The sequence below is a fragment of the Xenorhabdus budapestensis genome (assembly GCF_017743015.1).
Taxonomy (GTDB): Bacteria; Pseudomonadota; Gammaproteobacteria; order Enterobacterales; family Enterobacteriaceae; genus Xenorhabdus; species Xenorhabdus budapestensis.
Genome location: NZ_CP072455.1, coordinates 2,645,355 through 2,663,801 on the forward strand (window position 1 = coordinate 2,645,355; position 18,447 = coordinate 2,663,801).

Sequence of the window (18,447 nt, forward strand, 5' to 3'; positions counted from 1 at the left end):
AAACTCAGAAACTAATATCTATTATGCTGATGCTTTAGTTACTTATTGCTATAAACTACGATAAGTTATAGAAAGTGATGCAAATTTCATCAACGATAGAGGTATAGATTTTATTAATGTCTCACCAGCCATTCTGTGTCATCCTTAAACTCGCAAACATACAAGCGACCAAATCTATAAAACAACCAATTGAACTCACTCTCCAGTTTTGATGAACCAATTTTATCGATGTTCACCGGCGGATAAGTTGCCCGCCTTCATGTCGCCAAGATATTTCAATTAATTTACCTGGCTGAATTATCAATACATGTTGTTGATTAAATGAGGGAACTTAATATGAGCATACAAAATAATAAACCAGATACACCAATCTCAGAATCAGAAGATAGTGATTTTGTCATCGTGCCAACTCGGAAATATGTGAAGGAATCTATCGAGGAACACGCTCAAAGCCGTAACCACCCTGATGCAACATTGGAAGATAAAGGATTTGTAATCTTGAGTAATGATGTTGATAGTGATAGCCAATTACGTGCAGCAACATCAAGAGCAGTGAAAAAAGCATATGATTTAGCAAATACTGCCAATCAGAATGCAATTAACGCGAATAATAATAACTCCAATGCATATCTGGAAAAAAAACAAAACGGTGCCGATATTCCCAATAAAACTGAATTTGTGAACAATCTTGGATTAACCGAAACAGTGATTTTGGCACGAAATGCAGTTTCCTCTAATGGTGGAAGTTATCAGGGATATTTTAAATTTGCTCAGGTGGGAACTTCGTCTAAGGGAAATAACTCAGTTACATTAATATCTACTGATGGAGCCTCTAACACACCAGTATCATTTACCAATTACGAATGGTATAAAAATAATGTCCAAACTGGGATTATTCGTGGTAATGACACGAATATGTTGGGGTATGCTATTAATATTAACAATACACGCGTAATGACCCTATCGGAAGGAGGCGATCTCACAATAAGAGGAAGTGCCACAATAAAAGGAAATTTCAAAATAGGAGGAAATCTTATAATAGGAGGAAATGTCACAGTAGGTGGTTTTAAAATAACTAATGATATTGATAGTGGAATCAGCGCTACCCACTCAAATGATACTTTAGGGGAAATAGAAGATACTATCGGTAATTCTGACTTTCTTATAAATTTCATAGATAAAAAACCAGATGGATCAATTAGAAGTGTCCAGTCTCTTCTGAAAGGAGACGGAGTAGTAATGTCAACTTCTCATTACCAACTTGATCCTAATGGTTTTGTAAAAAAAACATCTCCGATCATCAACATCTGGAATGACGGTAAATTTGAAACAAATAAAGAATCTCACGGAGCAGTCGTCGAGCACATTTCTGAAGGGATTTACCATATCAAAGGTATTCCAGGTATTAATATCGATATGGAATACGGTGGAATAGAAATCCCGTTATGTAAAAACAAGCTACCGTTAATTTGGGTCGATCACGAAACCCTACCCGATGGTTCTATCAAATTAATGACTTATCACTGAGAACATTCAGACGTCCCCACTTTCGCCAGAAATACACAGGAAGGATATGCTGATGGTGATTTGATTGATATTCCCAATGGCAGGTTCATTTCTGTTCGAGTACAAATGCCTTCTGCTAAAGACTAGATTTAGAAGCTAATTTGGCAGAATGGAAGGCGTTTTACAACTATCACAGACCACACGGTGGCTTGAAAGGTAAAACGCCTTATAAAACTCTTGTTGAGAAAATGAAAGCTTAAAAATGATCTGCCAGTCGAAGTCAGAGATCTCACATAGCATAAGAACCCAGACAAAAATCCCATTTTAGCTTCGAACCTAACGCGAGAAAATCAACTTAATTTCTTATATCTTGAACCCTCATTAACCGACGGATCAGCGGCGTTGCAATGAACGTACTCAAAATAGCCATGATAACTAGCATGGTAAAGATATTAGGCGGCAAAATCCCCAAATCATAACCAATGTTGAGAACAATAAGTTCCATTAACGCTCTTGTGTTCATTGAAATGCCAATAGTTGCAGCAATACGGCGATTTTCACCTAATAATCGACTGGCAATGTAGGTTCCGCCAAACTTTGTAACAAACGCCAACAAGCATACCAGTAAACACATCATCCATTCATCGGGTCCACTAAGGCTACCAATATCTGTACGAAGCCCCGTATACGTAAAAAATATCGGGAGAAAAAATACATGCACCAAACTACCAATACTTTCTTTCCAGCGTATGACAAACTCTCTATTTTCATGCAACACTACCCCAATAGCAAAGCTACCGATTAGAGCAAAAATCCCCAGATAACTCGTTACAGAGGCAGACAAAAATAGAACAATGATAATGCAGGCCATAACAGTATGGCTAAGTCGCTTTTCTTTTCTTAATCTCGAAGAAAGCCAACGACGCAGAAGTGGTCTGACAATCAAAAATATCAGTATGATATAAATAACTATACCAAATATGTTAAACATAAATTGATCAAACTGATAATTGGAAACAAAGAGTGTCAATATCGCACCTAATAGTATCCAACCAACTATATCATCAATTGCGGCTGCCCCGATTATTAAAGCCGCTGTTCGCGTGTGAGCCAGCCCCAACTCCATAAAAATCCTTCCCAGAATTGGAATAGCAGTAATCGATAGCGCTAAAGCAAAAAATAATTGGAAAGCATTCTTATCAGGACGTGGGACTGTCATAGAGTTCCATATCCATTCAGCAGAAAAGAAACCTACCGTGAAGGGCAGAAAAACACCCGCAATACTTATCACAGCGACCGCAAATCGACTTTTTCTTAATTTCTCTCCGAATTCAAATTCAAGCCCTATTTCAAACATTAATAAAATGAGCCCAATCTGAGAAATTCCTATGAAAATCGTTGAGCTCTCTTTTGGAAAAATACTTTCCATTAGTTCTGGAAATAACGCTCCTGCTATACTTGGCCCTAAAACCAAGCCTGCCAATATTTCTCCTGCAACGGCCGTTTGCCCTAAAAAAGAGCGGCTAATCCAAACAAAGAGTCGTGTAACAATAAGAATAATAATTAACTGATATAGCAATCTCAATAAAATCTCCTCAGCCGAGGAACCAACAGCCGATGCACCTTCATTTACCAATGAGGCAATTAGCGTATTATTTTTTTCAGTCATATCAATAAATTCCATTTAATGTTAAATGGAATGAAAGATCCAAGACCATTCATTCACAAATAAACCATTATTGAAGATATATAAAATACATATAAATAACTTCCACTAAAGATAGTGGTAATAAGTTTCATATAAAAAAGCACTGTCAGGTTTTGTAACTGTAATGATTCACCTCTCATTTTTTAAATAAAAAGAATCAGAGGCATATATCAACACCAAATAATAAAATTTATTTGGCATGAAAAGATACACCGCATTTAATTACATGATTATACCCGTCGTCTTTCAAGTTATATCTTGAAATCCATAGGGTATAAATCACTTTAACATTATCAATTTCTATCTATATAATGACCTCTAATTCTTATTTATAAAAATAAATCCCTTCTTTCATGATAAACTTGGCTTAGCCATGAAAAAAGCATGTTGGGGGAGTGCTTTTACAATAATTAAATGTTTTGTAGCAATGCCAATTTAAACTACAGAATCAATATATTTTAACCATGATGACCAAAATAAATAATAATTGACCATTAACTTTTAATTTAGTTATTTCAGGCAACTTTATAATAGTTGCCTGTGTACATCCTAATAATAGCGATTATCCCTGTAACATACAGAAGATATTCAATTTATTACCGTCAAGATCTCTGAAGTAAGCAGCATAAAAGCCATGCTCGCCACGAGGGCCAGGTTTTCCTTCATCCATTGCTCCAAGAGCAATAGCTTTGTTATACACTTGATCGACCTTTTCTTGACTATCAACATTGAGCGCAATCATTCCCCCATTACTCACGGTTGCCGGATTACCATCAAACGGCTTAATAATGCACAGATTTGTCACATTAAAATCCGGCCCCCAGGCGATAAAAGTCGGTGTTTCCATGACACGCTGGGCGCCTAACTCAGCAAGCAGCTCATCGTAGAATTTAGCTGCACGGGAAAAATCATTCGTACCCAATGTGATATAACCAATCATTGCCACTCCCCTATGTTCTATTTTTACAAATATCAAAAATGAGTTTATTGGAGATAAACAAAAACCGCAATTTATTGCTTAAATTTGATAGATCGCTTAACAAAATAGAACAAGGATAAATTTAATATAATACCAAATTAATATAATCACTATTAGTTCATATTACATTTTCGTCATTTATGCCCTTTTTATCCCATCCAATCTGGCTTAGGTCTAACTTGCCATTTTTATTTATTGGAAATTCCACTACCCTTGCCGTAAAATCCGGCAGCATATAATCAGGAAGATATTCTTTTAATAACTGTCTGATTTCTTTATGCTTAATCTCATCAACTGTATTAGATTGATATACCACAACAATTTTCAAATCGTTTTGTTCTTGTCTATATCGTTCTTGTCTATATATAGTGGCAATAGCATCTTTTACAAAACTTAATTTCCGCATTGCATTTTCAATCTCACCCAGTTCAACCCGAAATCCTCTAATTTGAATCTGATTATCGATACGTCCCAGATAACACAACTCACCATTTTCCATATACTGAGCAAGGTCACCAGTACGGTACAAATTTGCAGATAATTTTTCAAAGGGGTTAGTAATGAACTTCTCACGGCTTAACTCCGGGCGATTTAAATAACCATTGGCAACGCCTAAACCTGCAATATACATCTCTCCAGCCTGATTTTCTTTTACTGGCTGACCTGCCTCATTTAATAAGTGAATTATCACGCCTGGTAAAGGTAATCCAATCGGGCTTACATTACTGATTAAATCATCGGGGCTAATCTTATGAAAAGTAACATGTACTGTTGTTTCTGTAATACCATACATATTGATTAATTCAGGTCGTTGATAGCCATACTTGTCTGTCCATTGACGAAGGCTTGATATATTCAACATTTCTCCACCAAAGATAACGTATCGCAGGCTAAGAGGTTCTGTTTTGTTTGACATATAGTCATCTGTCTGGAGCAGTAATCTAAATGCCGTTGGAGTTTGATTTAATACCGTTACTTTTTCACGTACTAATAACTCATAAAACTTGGGAGGATTGCGACTGATATTATAAGGAACCACCACCAGTATTCCTCCTTTTAAAAGCGCTCCCCAAATTTCCCAAACGGAGAAATCAAATGCTATTGAGTGAAAACAAGTCCAAACATCTTTATCGGAAAAATCAAATAGTCTTTCTGTCGCACGGAAAAGATGAATCACATTGTAATGTGCGATTGGTACACCTTTTGGTATCCCTGTTGAACCAGAGGTATAGATAACATAAGCCCATTGCGTACCCTTAATATCTTTCTTGGGGTTTAATGCCAATGAATGTAAAAGTGCCGGATAGTTACTATCAAAACAGAAAGTCTCACCCGAAAAACCAGATAGCCCACTCAAATATAAATTCTTTGTGATGATAATGTCCGGTTTTGCATCATTAAGAATCGATTTTATTCTTTCAGCAGCATTATTAATATCTATTGGCAAATAGGCATAACCTGCTTTCAATATCCCAATAATACTGATAACCATTTCAAAGGACGGTTCCAGAAAGATACCTATACATTTGCTTCCTGGTACTTTTGCCAGTAAATAATGTGCGACCTGATTTGCTCTCTTATTCAGCTCACCATAACTCATTCTCTCTTTATTTAATATCAGCGCTGTTTTTTCACAATAACGTTCAACTATTGATTCAAACCATGAAATCAGTGAGATATTATCCAAATCATGCTTAGTTAATCGTTCATCAAGATCTCCTGAATAATCTTGAGCAGAAATTAAACCAAGTAATTCTGATAATACTTTCTGTTGATGCCTTTCAGACATATTCAGAAAATTTTCTTTATCCATTTTTAACCCTTTAATGAGTTTTAGATACCGAAGAAATAGATAAACTTTATTCCAACATAACTTTCATTACGGAAGCTGTATAACAGATCTTCGGAATTTAAATTTTCAAAAATAGCACCGTTTAGTGATAATTTAAAATTGTCGCCTAATCGTCGGCTGCCATTAAATGTCCATGCCCTGGAACCGTTATGAATATCCTGAGTCACGCCTAAAAACAAAACCAAATCTTGTTCATCATTGGCAGAAAATTGAACGCCTGCAAAAACATCATTTTCAAAGGGGGTATCTGAAAATTTATTACGAGTGTCTTTCATATATTCCAGAAAAAAAGTCAAATTAGCACTGCTTCCCCAAACGCCATAACGGGTATATTCCAAACCGCCTGAATAAACCAAAAATGATGTTTTAGGACTTGTCGAAAAATGCCGGTCTTTTTGCCTGTAAGCGCCTTCCCATTTAATGATCCAATTATTAATGTTCCATTGATATTCCAATCCAATCTGCTGAATCTGCCCATAATAGGGAACCAGTTGATTGTTACTGTTTAAAACAAGCTCCGGTGTACGTTCAGTGCCATTAAAATAGGATAATCCTAAATCGACGTTACCTAATGTATGATGGCTGCGCACGGCAAAATCCAGCTTTGATTTTTTATCAGCATGCTGATAAACGGCATTGCGAGTGTCAACATCCAATTCGGCACGTAATCTCGCTTTGTGGCCAGGAAAAGTTCTCTCTCTGAATCCGGTAAGAAGAAACAGATCAAAAACGCCCCAGTCATTCACTTTGGTTATATTAATCATTGGCTGACCAAGTTTTTCGTTGCCAAAAGGGTCATCGACCAAATCTGACTGATTAATAATATCTACAGGGTGACTAAACTCCGTAGTTCCCCAAAAGACTTTCCTGAAACCAGCATAAAGTTCCCACGAATTATAGATATATCCCCAATATAAATCTCGTGGCTCAAAAGGCTCCCTGTTATTGCTGCTGGAGTCTTTCCGATACAGCACATCCATAACCAAGTGTTGGTTGCCGTTATCCCACCCTGTAAAGTACTTTCCTCCTGCCTGCAACGAATGGCTTTCAGTTTCCTGCTCACCAGACACGCCATTTTCAAAGAAAACCCGCTGTTCCCATCCTACAGATAGATCGAATTTTCCTGCTGATACATTCCAACAAACGAACATTGCCAACACACTGACCAGTTGTGAAATAAAGCTCCTCTTAATATTGACTATTGACCACATCGTCTGTACCTCCAGGCGCTATCTCGTTCTTTTCAAGGCAGCAATGTCAAAATCCCGATCCGTTAAACCAGCCTGAAATTGAATATTTCTCACCAGCAATTTCGTTGTTTTGTTCGATTGATGGTTCTTCATCGTAATTTCTAAAGAACGCCAATACTTATCCATATAAAGTTGATAGTCGTCGAATGTTCTTGTTTTCAACAGCGCATTACGACGATCGTAGTAATCAATTCTGATAAATCGGTAGAAGTCTTTGTCTATCCACACAATCTGCCGGGCATATCCTGATTCTTTATCAACAGGTTTTCTCTCAACAATAAAGCAGCTTTGTTGTCCACAAGGCTTTTCTCCCAAGTAGTTGTACATTTTGTATTTCTCAATCTCTTCGGAAGCCAAGTCTTCATAGGCAAATTCACTTCCCATAAAAGATCCCGATTTATTGCTGGAAGAAATACGCTTTACACGCCGTGATGCAGGTAAATATATCCATTGCTCATCATCCCGGTCTAAATGTGTAAAGGCCAATAAGGCTGTGCCTTTTATATCTCTGGGTTGCTCAAAAAAAGTCAATAATTTATCGCCATCCCCGGCGACTTCCAGCGTACTAATCTTTAAATAACGATGACTTTCCTGACCTTCCGCATTTAATAGCGTCATCTTGAGATCAGTAACCGTATCACCAAAACCATTATCTCTGGCGATAGCCTCTTGTATTATTTCTCTCCCCTGCTCCTCTGAAGCAAATGTGGGGAAACTGAGTAACCCAAAAATAAATAGATATGCCAATGAGAATCCTTTTATTCTTAAAATCTGAACAAAGAATTTTTTCATTATGTTTTCTCCTAAATACATCCTAATTATTCGTTCAATGCACCACAGCAAGCTATCAGGTCATCGTCACATTTTTATCATCAGTGGTTCATCAGGAACGGTGGGTTTCTTTTTCTTAGTCTTACTGTCTATTGCTATCAACAACGTCGGCAACAACAAGAAATCAAGCAAGAGTGCAAAAGTCACCGTCATGACGGTAAAAATCCCCATTTGCGCATTCATTAAGAAATCTGAATGCACCATAGAGCCGAAGCCACAGATAAAAATGATGCTGGTCGATAGCAGAGCTATACCAACCGTTGAGAAGGAATAACGCACGGCATCCTCTGGTTCCATTTTGTGTTCACGGCGTGCACGGAGATATTTGTACACAAAATAGACTGTGTCATCGACAACAATACCTAATGTCATGGTCGCGATTGTTGCGGCCGCTATTCCCACAACGCCGTCAATGATGCTCCATAAACCGAAGGCCATAAAGATGGGCAATATATTAGGTAGCATGCTAATCAATGCATATTTCACACTACGGAAAACGATCCCTAGACAGAGAGTGATAATTAGAAACGAGATAGCCGTACCGACTAATAACCCTTTGATATTGGTGTTCATTAGATAGGTGTACATTAACGATGCACTGGCGGCATGGGCGTGCATTGATGGAGGCGCATTATTAATAAGCCACTTCTCATGTGCCTCTTTTGCCTTTTGCATTTCAAAGGTACTTAAATCAGAAAAAGTGACGGTCATTTTGGTTGCTGAACGACTGACATCAATCTGATCGTTAAGATCTAACCCCAAAGGCAGAGACATTTCATAAAGCAAAAGGTATTGAGCAATCGTTTCTCTGTCTGTCGGTAACTGGTAGTAAGCTACATGATCCCCATTCATACTCCGGTTGATGCGTTTCACTGTGTCAGTGATAACATTGACATTCATCACTCCCGGCTGAGCGCGTGACCAATTGGCAAACTCATCCACTTTTGCCATATATTCAGGTTCATTTATTCCTCCTTCTTTCCCTGCACCTAACGAAAACTCCATATTGAAAAGCCCGGTTAAATGATCTTGGGTAAAGTCAGAGTCATCCCTGATTTCAAGACCTTTGGCAAAGTTTTTGACAAAATTTTCATCAACCGTCAGCCTGGGTATAAAGGCAAGCATGATGAGTCCAAATGTCACTGTACCAAACTGTAGTTTTCTCCTGTTATCGATAATCCAATTCGCCAGAAATTCAATGGAAAGCTGCTTTTTCTGTACACCGGGTTTCACTCTGACAGGTAAAACAGCCAGCAACGCAGGCAATAAGAATAAGGCATAAAACAGTGCTGCCCCCATTCCTATTGCCGTCATATTGCCCAAATCGTGAAAAGGGGGTGCATCACTCAGATTTAGTCCCAGAAATCCCACAGCAGTGGTCACACTGGTAATAATTACCGGAGTGAGATTGACCCGCAAACTCTCCATTATTGCGTCATGCTTACTGTCCCCCAGTTTCATACGATTAATGACAGTCACCAAAATATGAATACTGTCAACAACCGCCAGCGTCATGACGATGATGGGGACATTGGCGGAAACCTGAGTCAGTTTTATTCCCATGTATCCGGCTGCCCCCAATGCTGCAATGATGGAAAAAATAATCACCAGACAGACGACAAAGGTTGCGCTAAACGATCTCAGCACCATAAAAGTCAGAATAAGTACAATCAGAAATACAACAGGTATTGTTGTTGACATCTCCTTGATGCTGATTTCGGGAAAGGCATTTGACATCATTGCCACACCCGTTAGATGGATATCAATATCCGGGTACATTTGTGTGTACTGGCTTTTCAGTTGACGCACATACCCTGCGACTTCAGCAACAATTTTGTCGTCTCCGTCTGGCAAGCGCACAGACACATTGACTGCGGTCACATCACCATTTTTAGAAATGATGCGTTTGACTAACAAAGGTTCATCCAGCGCTGTTTTCTTGATCTCCACCAAGTCATGTTTTGTTAACTTTGCCGCATCAGGAACCAGTTTCCTGATTTCCAGATTGTCATCATCTGCTTTAGTGATCTGAAAATTAGTTATAGAATCAACACGATACGCATTTGGAACTTGCCAGGCATCTTCTGTTAACTTTTCAACTATAGAAAGAAACTGTTTGCTGAAAACATTGCCATCCTTCGGTGCCAGTACAATCAAAGCGCTATCACCATTACTATAAGTTTTCTGCATTGATTCATACGCATTCAAAAATGGGTTTTCCCGGCTGAAAAAGACTTTATAACTACTGGTAAATGCCAGGTTCTCCATTCCCTTGAAGGTAAAAAACAATACAATGCAGACCAAAATAAGATTGAGATAACGCCTTTTCACAACCCAACGCGCATAACCCGATGCCGCGTTATCTACCCAGTTAGAAGGTTTCATGCCCTGTCCTTATATAAAAACAGCCTAAAGTGTAATTTCGTATTTTTCTTGAGAGGCCGAAGTCGAAATTGCCTGCTTTCGTTTTTTCGATTCAGGGAGTTGCCCTTTTTCTGGTGGTCGTGAGTTATGGATCCAAACCTCTGCCAAAATAAGATGGATGGTGAATCCAATCCACAAAGACAGTGCCAGGGCTTCACCAATGTCTTTTCCTCCGATCTGGATAAAAAGCGGAATAAAAGCATGCATTGTGGCGGGACCCAGTGAAATCATGTAACTGCGGATCATCCACTGGCGATGAAGCTCAACCTTCCTCTTTAAAATCATTGCAATAGATCTCAAAACGCAAAACATCATGATGAGAGAAAATAAAATTGATGAAACCGTTTCTGATGTACCGCCAACTGGAAACAGAATTCCCATTAAAATCCCGGTCACACCCACCACCATAACGGTGATAAAGAAACAATATCCTGACCACTTATGCACTTTTGGCCATTTTCGCCTGACACGATCAACGAACTGAATAGGCCCTAAGATATAGAGCACAATGCCAGTAATCAAATGCATATAGGACATATAGTGATGTTTAATATATTCCATATCATTAGCCTGATTAGGATTTAACAGGTTGGGTTGTATATTGCCGCTTGCCCCTTCTGCCACCCACCAAGTCCGATAGATGCCGTGAATTATCGTGCCCAAGCACACTATCGCGATCCATGACCAACAAAATCGAACCAGTATCTTGTTGTGTAATTTCATATCTATTCCCTCTTAACGTTTTGCCAATCACCAGTGGCTACAGGATGTTGGGATCAGCGAAAGTAGATTGACTGAGTGTGAACTGCTCAATAACATCAGCTACCCGTTCTGGATACGTTGTAATGAAATAGTGATGACCCTCTTCTAACGTGATCAAACTGACTTCATGAGCACACTGTTTCCATTTCAGATACTGAGACGCATACTTTTTGGTTAGAGGATCTTGCTTACTCACTAAACTCACCAACGGGGTTTTTATCCGCCAATCGCCCCGTTTTTTCTCGTATTGATAAGCCAGCCTTGCATCTTTCCTGAAACGGGATACTAAAAAGCGGGCAACAGAATCCTCCAGCCCCTCATTAGTGGGAATTCCCCACTTTTTGAGTAACCGTAATAAGGCGCCATCGCTTTTATGTTTCCATCGATCATTGAACGGCAGATAGCGAATAATTCGTGGTAATGGGAAAGCCGCCGCAGTCACTAAAAACTCGGCGGGCTTTCCTTTTAATTCAAGTCGCCGGACAATCTCCAGTGCCAAATAACTTCCAACACAATGACCATAAATGACCACTTTTCCTGAAATTTGCTCTACTATCTCTCTGGCACACAGTTCGGCAATCATGTCATAGTCCATGTCTGCTTCTTCGTGCCTGCTGCCAAATGCATTACCGGGGACTGTGACACCATAGACTGAATAGCCGGCGTTCTTTTTCGCTAACGCGTGAGCCAATGGCTGATAGACCGTTGCCGCCGCCCCCGCATAAGGTACACAGACCAGCGTTATCTGAGTCTTTTCCTGACCTCTGTGCAGTAATGACAAAAGCCCCTTTGCTACGTTTTCAACTTCTGCGCTTCCAACGCCGGATATATAGGGAATTATTCCTGCGATCGTGGGTGCCTGATAAAACGGGATTAAAGACAGCTTATTTTCAGGAAATACATCCTGAATGCGGGACAAGAGTGTGATTGCGGTTAACGAGTGCCCCCCTATTTCAAAGAAATTATCGTTAATACCAATTTGTTTCAGATTGAGAACATCTTTCCAGATATCCGCCAGTTGTTGTTCAATAGCAGAGGATGGCGCAACAAACGCTTTATCGGATATTGGTGTCGCCTCTAATGCAGCCAGTGCCTTTCTGTCGAGCTTCCCGTTACTTGTGACTGGCAACTCATCCAAGATAATTAGCTGCGCAGGAATCATAAAATCCGGTAAATGTTGTTTCAGAAAAGCATTCAGTTGTTTGATAGAGACAGCCACATTCGGGTGTAACACCACATAGGCGGTAATAAAATTACCAGCATATTCATCTTCCTTTAAAAGAACTGCTCCAGCTTTAACGTCCTTACAACTCTTCAGACATTCTTCAATCTCACCTAATTCAATGCGGAATCCCCTGACTTTGACCTGGGTGTCAATCCTGCCCAAAAATTCAATGTTGCCATCTGCTGACCACCTTGCAAGGTCGCCTGTGCGGTAGACTTTTTCTGCCGGATCGTATGAAAACGGATTAGAAACGAAACACTTCGCAGTCAGCTCCGGTAAATTTAAATACCCTTTTGCCAGACCAGCACCGCCAATTAATAACTCCCCTGGCGCCCCAATCGGCAAAAGGTTCATGTGGTCATCTACGATATACAGTTGAGTATTGGCAATAGGTTTCCCTATAAACGTTTTTTTATCTTGCCGCTTTTCCGCTTCCCAATAACTGACATCAATGGCGGCTTCGGTTGGGCCATAGAGATTATGGAGTTTGACCTGCAATTTTTGGTTTACGCGCTCCAGTACGCTATACGGCAATGCCTCTCCGCTGGTAAAAATACGCGTTAATGAAACACATTTATCGCTGCCACGCGTATTGATGAACACATTCAGCATAGAAGGAACAAAATGGCAGGTGGTGATTTTCTGTTCGCAAATCAGCCGGATAAGATAATCAGGATCTTTATGTCCTTCAGGAATAGCAAAGACCAGTTTCGCTCCTGATATCAATGGCCAGAAAAATTCCCATACGGAAACATCAAAACTATATGGCGTCTTTTGCAGGACGTTATCTGTTGCATTCAACCGATATTTATCCTGCATCCAGCGAAGCCGATTGACGATAGCGGAATGCGATAACATGCATCCTTTGGGAGTACCTGTCGAACCTGATGTATACAATACATAGCACAGGTTATCCGGCGTGCTCCCCACAGGATTCGGCAAAACGTTGTGAGAATGCAATTCGGTACGCTGAGCATTTAAAAACACCAGCTTCCCATTAAAGTGAGTAAAAATTGACTGATGATGCTTCTGCGTTAATACAACGGAAACACCCGAATCTTTCAAGATATAAGCAAGGCGCTGAGCAGGATAACCAGGTTCAAGAGGAACATAAGCCCCGCCTGCTTTTAAAATACCTAATAAACTCACAATCATTTCCACAGAACGCTGCATACAGATAGCGACCCGTGTTCCCACCTGAACGCCAAGCTCCTGCAAACAGTACGCCAGTTGGTTTGCTTTCACATTGAGTTCTTGGTACGTCAGGGTGACATCTCCAAATACCACCGCCACTGCTTCCGGCGTTTTTGCTACCTGTTGTTCAAACAGTTCATGGACGCAGCACGCATCTCCCAGATTGACTGAGGTACGGTTCCATTCCTCAAGGATTTGCACAGACTCTTTCTGATCCATCAGAGGAAAATCAATCAGCTTCCGCTCAGGTTGTTCAACAACTTCCTGTAATAACCTCTCTAAGTGTTCAATGACTCTCAACGCAGTTGATTGGCGATATAAAGAAGGGTTGTATTTGATGTTTAATGTGAATGTTTCCGCTGCCTCAACGACTTCTAACATGAACTCATATTCTCCGGTCTGAGAATATTGCGTTAAATGTTCTGCCGATGTGAGTTTGCCTAAGGCCGGAGATTCGCTTTGCGGCATAGCTTGTTGATAGACGAAAGCCATCTGAAACAGCGGTGCATCATCCATGCTCTGAGACAGATTTAATGTTCTTACCACGACAGGAAAGGGTAAGGCATGAGCTAATCCATCCAGTACCTTCTGTTGTAACGTTCTCAGATACTCTGGATAGTATGTATCCTGTGATAGCTGGCTGCGAATAGGGATAGGATAAACATAATAGCCAATCTCTTCTCGCTGATATTCTTCTGTTCTGGCATCCGTCGGCATACCAATGACAATATCGTCCTGCCTGGTAAAACGGTGAATAACTAACTGGAATAGACTTAAAAAAACGGATGACAAGTAAACAGAATGCGTGCTGGCGAAGACTTTTAATTTCGCTGAAAAATGTGCGGATAACATCCGTGTCAATGTTTCTCCTTGATATTTTTCAACGTTCAGATATGAGCTGTCCGCCAGCAATTTTGTTGAAACAGGTGCTCCCGCCAGTGTATGAACCCAATAATCTAACCGACGTTTTCCTTCGTCACTTTGTAAAAGTACTTGTTCGTACATAACAAAGTCATACCAGCTGCCCTTGCCTGTCTCAACAACAGGCTTCTGATTCAGCGACAATTGGTGATAAAAGTTGAATAACGCAGAGACCATTGGATTAACAGAAACGGCATCCACAATAATATGATGTGCACACAATAAAATGAGGGTCTCTGTTTCAGACAGATACAACAAATTGACCCGTAACAATACATCACTATTGAAATCAAAAGGTTGATTTATCTTCTCCGACAGATAGGTTTCAAGTTCCCGCTCAGTCAATGACATCTCTGTTTCAACATTCACCCTTAACGCACTTTGGGGATTATTGAATATTTGGGGGTTATTGAATAAATAAGGACTCCCTTCCTCTTCGAAAACCGTTGTTGACAGTATGGGATAGCGCCTGACCAGTAAATCCAACGCTTGTTGAAATAACTGTAAATCTATCAGGCCATTCACCCGGAAACACACCGGACAGTTGTAAGCGCTATTTTGGGGCGCGTGTTTATGGAGAACCCATAACCCTTTTTGGCCTTCTGATAGCGGATAGGTTTCAGGTCTTCTCGCCTGTTTGACAGAACCATTTGTATTTACAGCCTGAGCTTGTACAGTCTGAATCTGCTCCTGATGTCCAGATGTCGCGCTGGCATTCACTTTTATTTCGCCATATTGTTCCATCAGATAATCCGACAGCTCAGCCACTGAGTTTTTCTCCAGCAAAATCGCGATCGGAAGACTCATCCCCGTATATTGCTCCACCATCCGTACCAATTTTACTGCCTGAGATGATGACATCCCCAAAGCAAACAGGCTCATACTGCTATCAATTTGCGCTAAAGGTTGTTGCAATATGCGGGCAATCAGGGAAAGCAGGAGCTCTTTTATACTGAGCGATTTTTCTCCTGCTGTTTGTAATGGTGAAATACCGCCCGCCTCCGCCATTGTGTTATGAGTTTCATAAAGCGGATAAATCGGCAGTGGCATTTTGGGAAGCGGCTCGTTCCTGTAAAAATGCCGCCAGTTCTGCCATTGACCATTGACCCAGGCTTCTGCAATCTCATGATTCTGCTCCACACTGAATACCAAGCGATCTCGCCCGTCTGCTCCAATGCAAGAAACATTACTTTGATAAATACCGATTCCAGAACCTTCTGCAATCCATTGTTTCAGCTTTGTCAGAAGCTCGGATAATGAGCTGGCGGGAATGGCTAAGCGCTGATTAAAATGTTCCCGTCCTGACTGGGTTACTGCAAATATCTGTTGCAGCATTATTTTCCTGTTATTTTCTTCCCCGTTATTTTTCAATTCCGATTCAAGAAAATGCGCCCAACGTTCTGCATAACGTCGCAGACAGTCCGATGATTTCGCTGACAAAACAAACAATTCCGGCAGGCTAATATTCGCTCGCTCCTGCAAACATTGCGCTGACGGATGATAGCTTTGCAGCAACAGATTGGCATATGAGCCAGTGCTGCCAAAGCTATTCACCATAGCCAGTTTAGGATGTTGCCGGGTTCCCTGCCATTGACGCTGTTCAGCCACAATATTTATCGGACTGCCATCCAGTTTTATCAACGGATTAATGGTGTTATATGGCATGACGGGTAATAAACACCCGTGCTTCATTTGCAACAGAACTTTCGTTAACTGTGATATACCTGAGGCGGACTCAAGATGCCCAATATTTGGTTTCAGTGTGCCGACAAACAGAGGAGAATGACGTTCAGCAAAGGCAGTCTGTATTGCGAGAATTTCTGACGCATCACCGAATACAGCACCTGCGGCAGCGGCTTCGATATAATCTACAGCGTCTACATCATAGCCTGTTTTCTGTAGTGTGCTTTTGAGTAGTTCACTCTGCTGTTTCATTGAAGGGACACCATAGCCCGATGCTTTACCGCTATGGGCAATACTGCCTCCTTTTATCACTCCCCAAATATGATCGTTGTCTGCTTCTGCCTGAGAAAGCGGCTTTAACAGCACAACGCCAACTCCCTCTCCCGGAATAATTCCAGCCGCTTCTTCTCCAAACACCTGTGCATCTGTACGTTCAGAAATCATGTTAAATCGTTTGAGGTTAGTAAAGTGGGAGGCGTGCGCAAAAAGATTTATTCCACCTGCAACAGCCACATCGCAGTCACCCTGCGCAATCGCCTGACATGCAAGATAGATCGACGTTAATGAAGATGAACAACTTGTATCTACGGCAATACTTGGCCCCGTCCAGTTGAAAAACCAGGATACCCTGTTCGCGATTGATGAGAAGGTAGAACGGCTGGCTGACTCCGCAGATGTCTCAATTCCTTCTGCTGAGCAAGCAGGATCATTCCACATCACACCTGTGAAGACGCCAACACGCTGCCCCAGACTCTGCAAATTTTCGCCGTTGTATCCTGCACAGTCTAATAGCTCGTAAACACCGGTTAAAAAGCAGGCTTCCTGAGCAGACACTCGTTCCAGTTCGGTTGCTGAAATGGCAAAAAAGTCAGAATTAAAATCCGTAATCGAATTAACAAATCCCCCCCAATGTTCAAAAAGTTCCTTTCTTCCCCAACGGCTATCAGGGACTTGGGAGAAACAACATTTCTGCTCTTTGAGGTTATTCCAGAATGTTTCAACGTCTGGTGCACCAGGGTATTTCCCCTGTACGCCAATAATTGCAATATCCTGCCCCTGCGTCTCAATGCTGCTGTTCTCATGCTCCCAGAGCTGTGCTTTCTCCACCAGCCCAAAAGCCATACCTAAAAGTGTTCGCTGGCTCTCCTTGAGCTTCAGTACGTCAGCTAAAGAGGGTTCATCAACGCCAGATAACGGGCAGGAGCCAATAGGGTAGTACGCTTGTTGTTGTGAAAGCAGTTGGACTATCGCACCGATTTCAATTGCAGCAAAAAAATCACTTTTCTCTTTATACAGAGGGCTAATACCATCGTATTCAACCACAAAATATAAGCAGCAGTGCGCATTGTCATAATAGGTGCGGTTATAGTAAAAATGACTATTGTGCGGCAACTCATCCGATGAAATTTTATCCAGCTTGTGTTCAACCGGATTATAGTAATAAAACCCGGTTGAAAATCCCCCGACTCTGCCAGGTTTTATCTCGACATAAATCTGGACACTGTAGGTTCCGCCAGCCGATGGATAGAGATATCGATGACTGCCATCAATAAGCATAGCGTTGAGTGCACTCAGCCACCCCAGTACACTCTCTTTTTGCATTGGTGCATCATCAAATGACCTGAAAGTGCGGCGAACGTTATATTGATGCTGAAATTGCTCTGGCGAGAGAGTCTTGGCCCGAACAGTGTCATAATTGCTGTTCAAATGGCGGATATTGAGCTGTTTTTCTTTAAATGCCTGTTTTTCTGATAATGATGACAATACAGACAGTTCATTACCCACCGGAAGAACGGGGTTTTTCCCAAACTGTTGTAAGGTCTCTGAATGTTGACTGCCTGCTATGACAGGCTCTCCAGCATCCTGCTTATTGTTCTCAATCTGCCTGGTAATCAAATAACTCAGGCGCGCCATTGTGGGAGTATGCAAAAACTCATCAAGGTCAATATCAACGTCAAAACGTTCCCGAATACGGATCAGCAACAGCATGATTGATTTCGATGTCATTCCCTGATCAAACAGATCATTACTGAAATCAACTGAGTGCTCAATCATTAATATATTAATTAATTCATTGATATGGCTAATATTACATTTTCCGCCCATAGATGT

The 18,447-nt window shown here is 40.9% G+C and carries 8 protein-coding genes and 2 pseudogenes; 2 read left to right on the forward strand and 8 right to left on the reverse strand.

Features of this window, described 5'->3' with window-relative positions; all coding sequences use genetic code 11:
* The first annotated feature begins 336 nt into the window (after positions 1-336).
* Together HGO23_RS11510 and HGO23_RS11515 are read left to right on the forward strand one after the other, a co-directional pair.
* A pseudogene (locus HGO23_RS11510) lies at positions 337-1,653 on the forward strand (phage tail fiber protein).
* Positions 1,654-1,664: 11 nt separating this feature from the next.
* A pseudogene (locus HGO23_RS11515) lies at positions 1,665-1,766 on the forward strand (integrase core domain-containing protein); the annotation flags it as partial.
* 95 nt (positions 1,767-1,861) lie between these two features.
* Here HGO23_RS11515 and HGO23_RS11520 read toward each other — a convergent pair.
* From HGO23_RS11520 to HGO23_RS11555, 8 genes are all read right to left on the reverse strand, one after another.
* On the reverse strand, positions 1,862-3,175 hold the full coding sequence (locus tag HGO23_RS11520) for a cation:proton antiporter (protein WP_169923038.1): 1,314 nt from the start codon (positions 3,173-3,175) through the stop codon (positions 1,862-1,864).
* Between the two features lie 601 nt (positions 3,176-3,776).
* Positions 3,777-4,154 (reverse strand): VOC family protein, encoded by a 378-nt coding sequence (locus HGO23_RS11525; protein WP_099135658.1) that lies wholly within the window; start codon positions 4,152-4,154, stop codon positions 3,777-3,779.
* Between the two features lie 157 nt (positions 4,155-4,311).
* Complete coding sequence (locus HGO23_RS11530; RefSeq protein ID WP_209026705.1) at positions 4,312-6,006, reverse strand: amino acid adenylation domain-containing protein; 1,695 nt, start codon at positions 6,004-6,006, stop codon at positions 4,312-4,314.
* 20 nt (positions 6,007-6,026) lie between these two features.
* Positions 6,027-7,256 carry a hypothetical protein gene (locus HGO23_RS11535; RefSeq protein WP_209026706.1) on the reverse strand — a complete coding sequence of 410 codons (1,230 nt, stop codon included), beginning with the start codon at positions 7,254-7,256 and terminating at the stop codon, positions 6,027-6,029.
* Positions 7,257-7,274: 18 nt separating this feature from the next.
* Positions 7,275-8,087 carry an outer membrane lipoprotein-sorting protein gene (locus tag HGO23_RS11540; RefSeq protein WP_209026707.1) on the reverse strand — a complete coding sequence of 271 codons (813 nt, stop codon included), beginning with the start codon at positions 8,085-8,087 and terminating at the stop codon, positions 7,275-7,277.
* A 66-nt stretch (positions 8,088-8,153) separates the two neighbouring features.
* Positions 8,154-10,511: an efflux RND transporter permease subunit gene (locus HGO23_RS11545; RefSeq protein ID WP_209026708.1), complete on the reverse strand. Its 2,358-nt coding sequence runs from the start codon at positions 10,509-10,511 to the stop codon at positions 8,154-8,156.
* A 24-nt stretch (positions 10,512-10,535) separates the two neighbouring features.
* A complete protein-coding gene (locus HGO23_RS11550; protein WP_209026709.1) occupies positions 10,536-11,273 on the reverse strand; it encodes a DUF2306 domain-containing protein in 738 nt (245 codons plus the stop codon).
* A 37-nt stretch (positions 11,274-11,310) separates the two neighbouring features.
* Positions 11,311-18,441 carry a non-ribosomal peptide synthetase gene (locus HGO23_RS11555; protein ID WP_209026710.1) on the reverse strand — a complete coding sequence of 2,377 codons (7,131 nt, stop codon included), beginning with the start codon at positions 18,439-18,441 and terminating at the stop codon, positions 11,311-11,313.
* Positions 18,442-18,447: the final 6 nt, after the last annotated feature.

Coding starts and splice junctions, on each gene's coding strand:
- HGO23_RS11520 (WP_169923038.1), bottom strand. CDS start 3,175: ATGACTGAAAAAAATAATACGCTAATTGCCTCATTGGTAAATGAAGGT.
- HGO23_RS11525 (WP_099135658.1), bottom strand. CDS start 4,154: ATGATTGGTTATATCACATTGGGTACGAATGATTTTTCCCGTGCAGCT.
- HGO23_RS11530 (WP_209026705.1), bottom strand. CDS start 6,006: ATGGATAAAGAAAATTTTCTGAATATGTCTGAAAGGCATCAACAGAAA.
- HGO23_RS11535 (WP_209026706.1), bottom strand. CDS start 7,256: ATGTGGTCAATAGTCAATATTAAGAGGAGCTTTATTTCACAACTGGTC.
- HGO23_RS11540 (WP_209026707.1), bottom strand. CDS start 8,087: ATGAAAAAATTCTTTGTTCAGATTTTAAGAATAAAAGGATTCTCATTG.
- HGO23_RS11545 (WP_209026708.1), bottom strand. CDS start 10,511: ATGAAACCTTCTAACTGGGTAGATAACGCGGCATCGGGTTATGCGCGT.
- HGO23_RS11550 (WP_209026709.1), bottom strand. CDS start 11,273: ATGAAATTACACAACAAGATACTGGTTCGATTTTGTTGGTCATGGATC.
- HGO23_RS11555 (WP_209026710.1), bottom strand. CDS start 18,441: ATGGGCGGAAAATGTAATATTAGCCATATCAATGAATTAATTAATATA.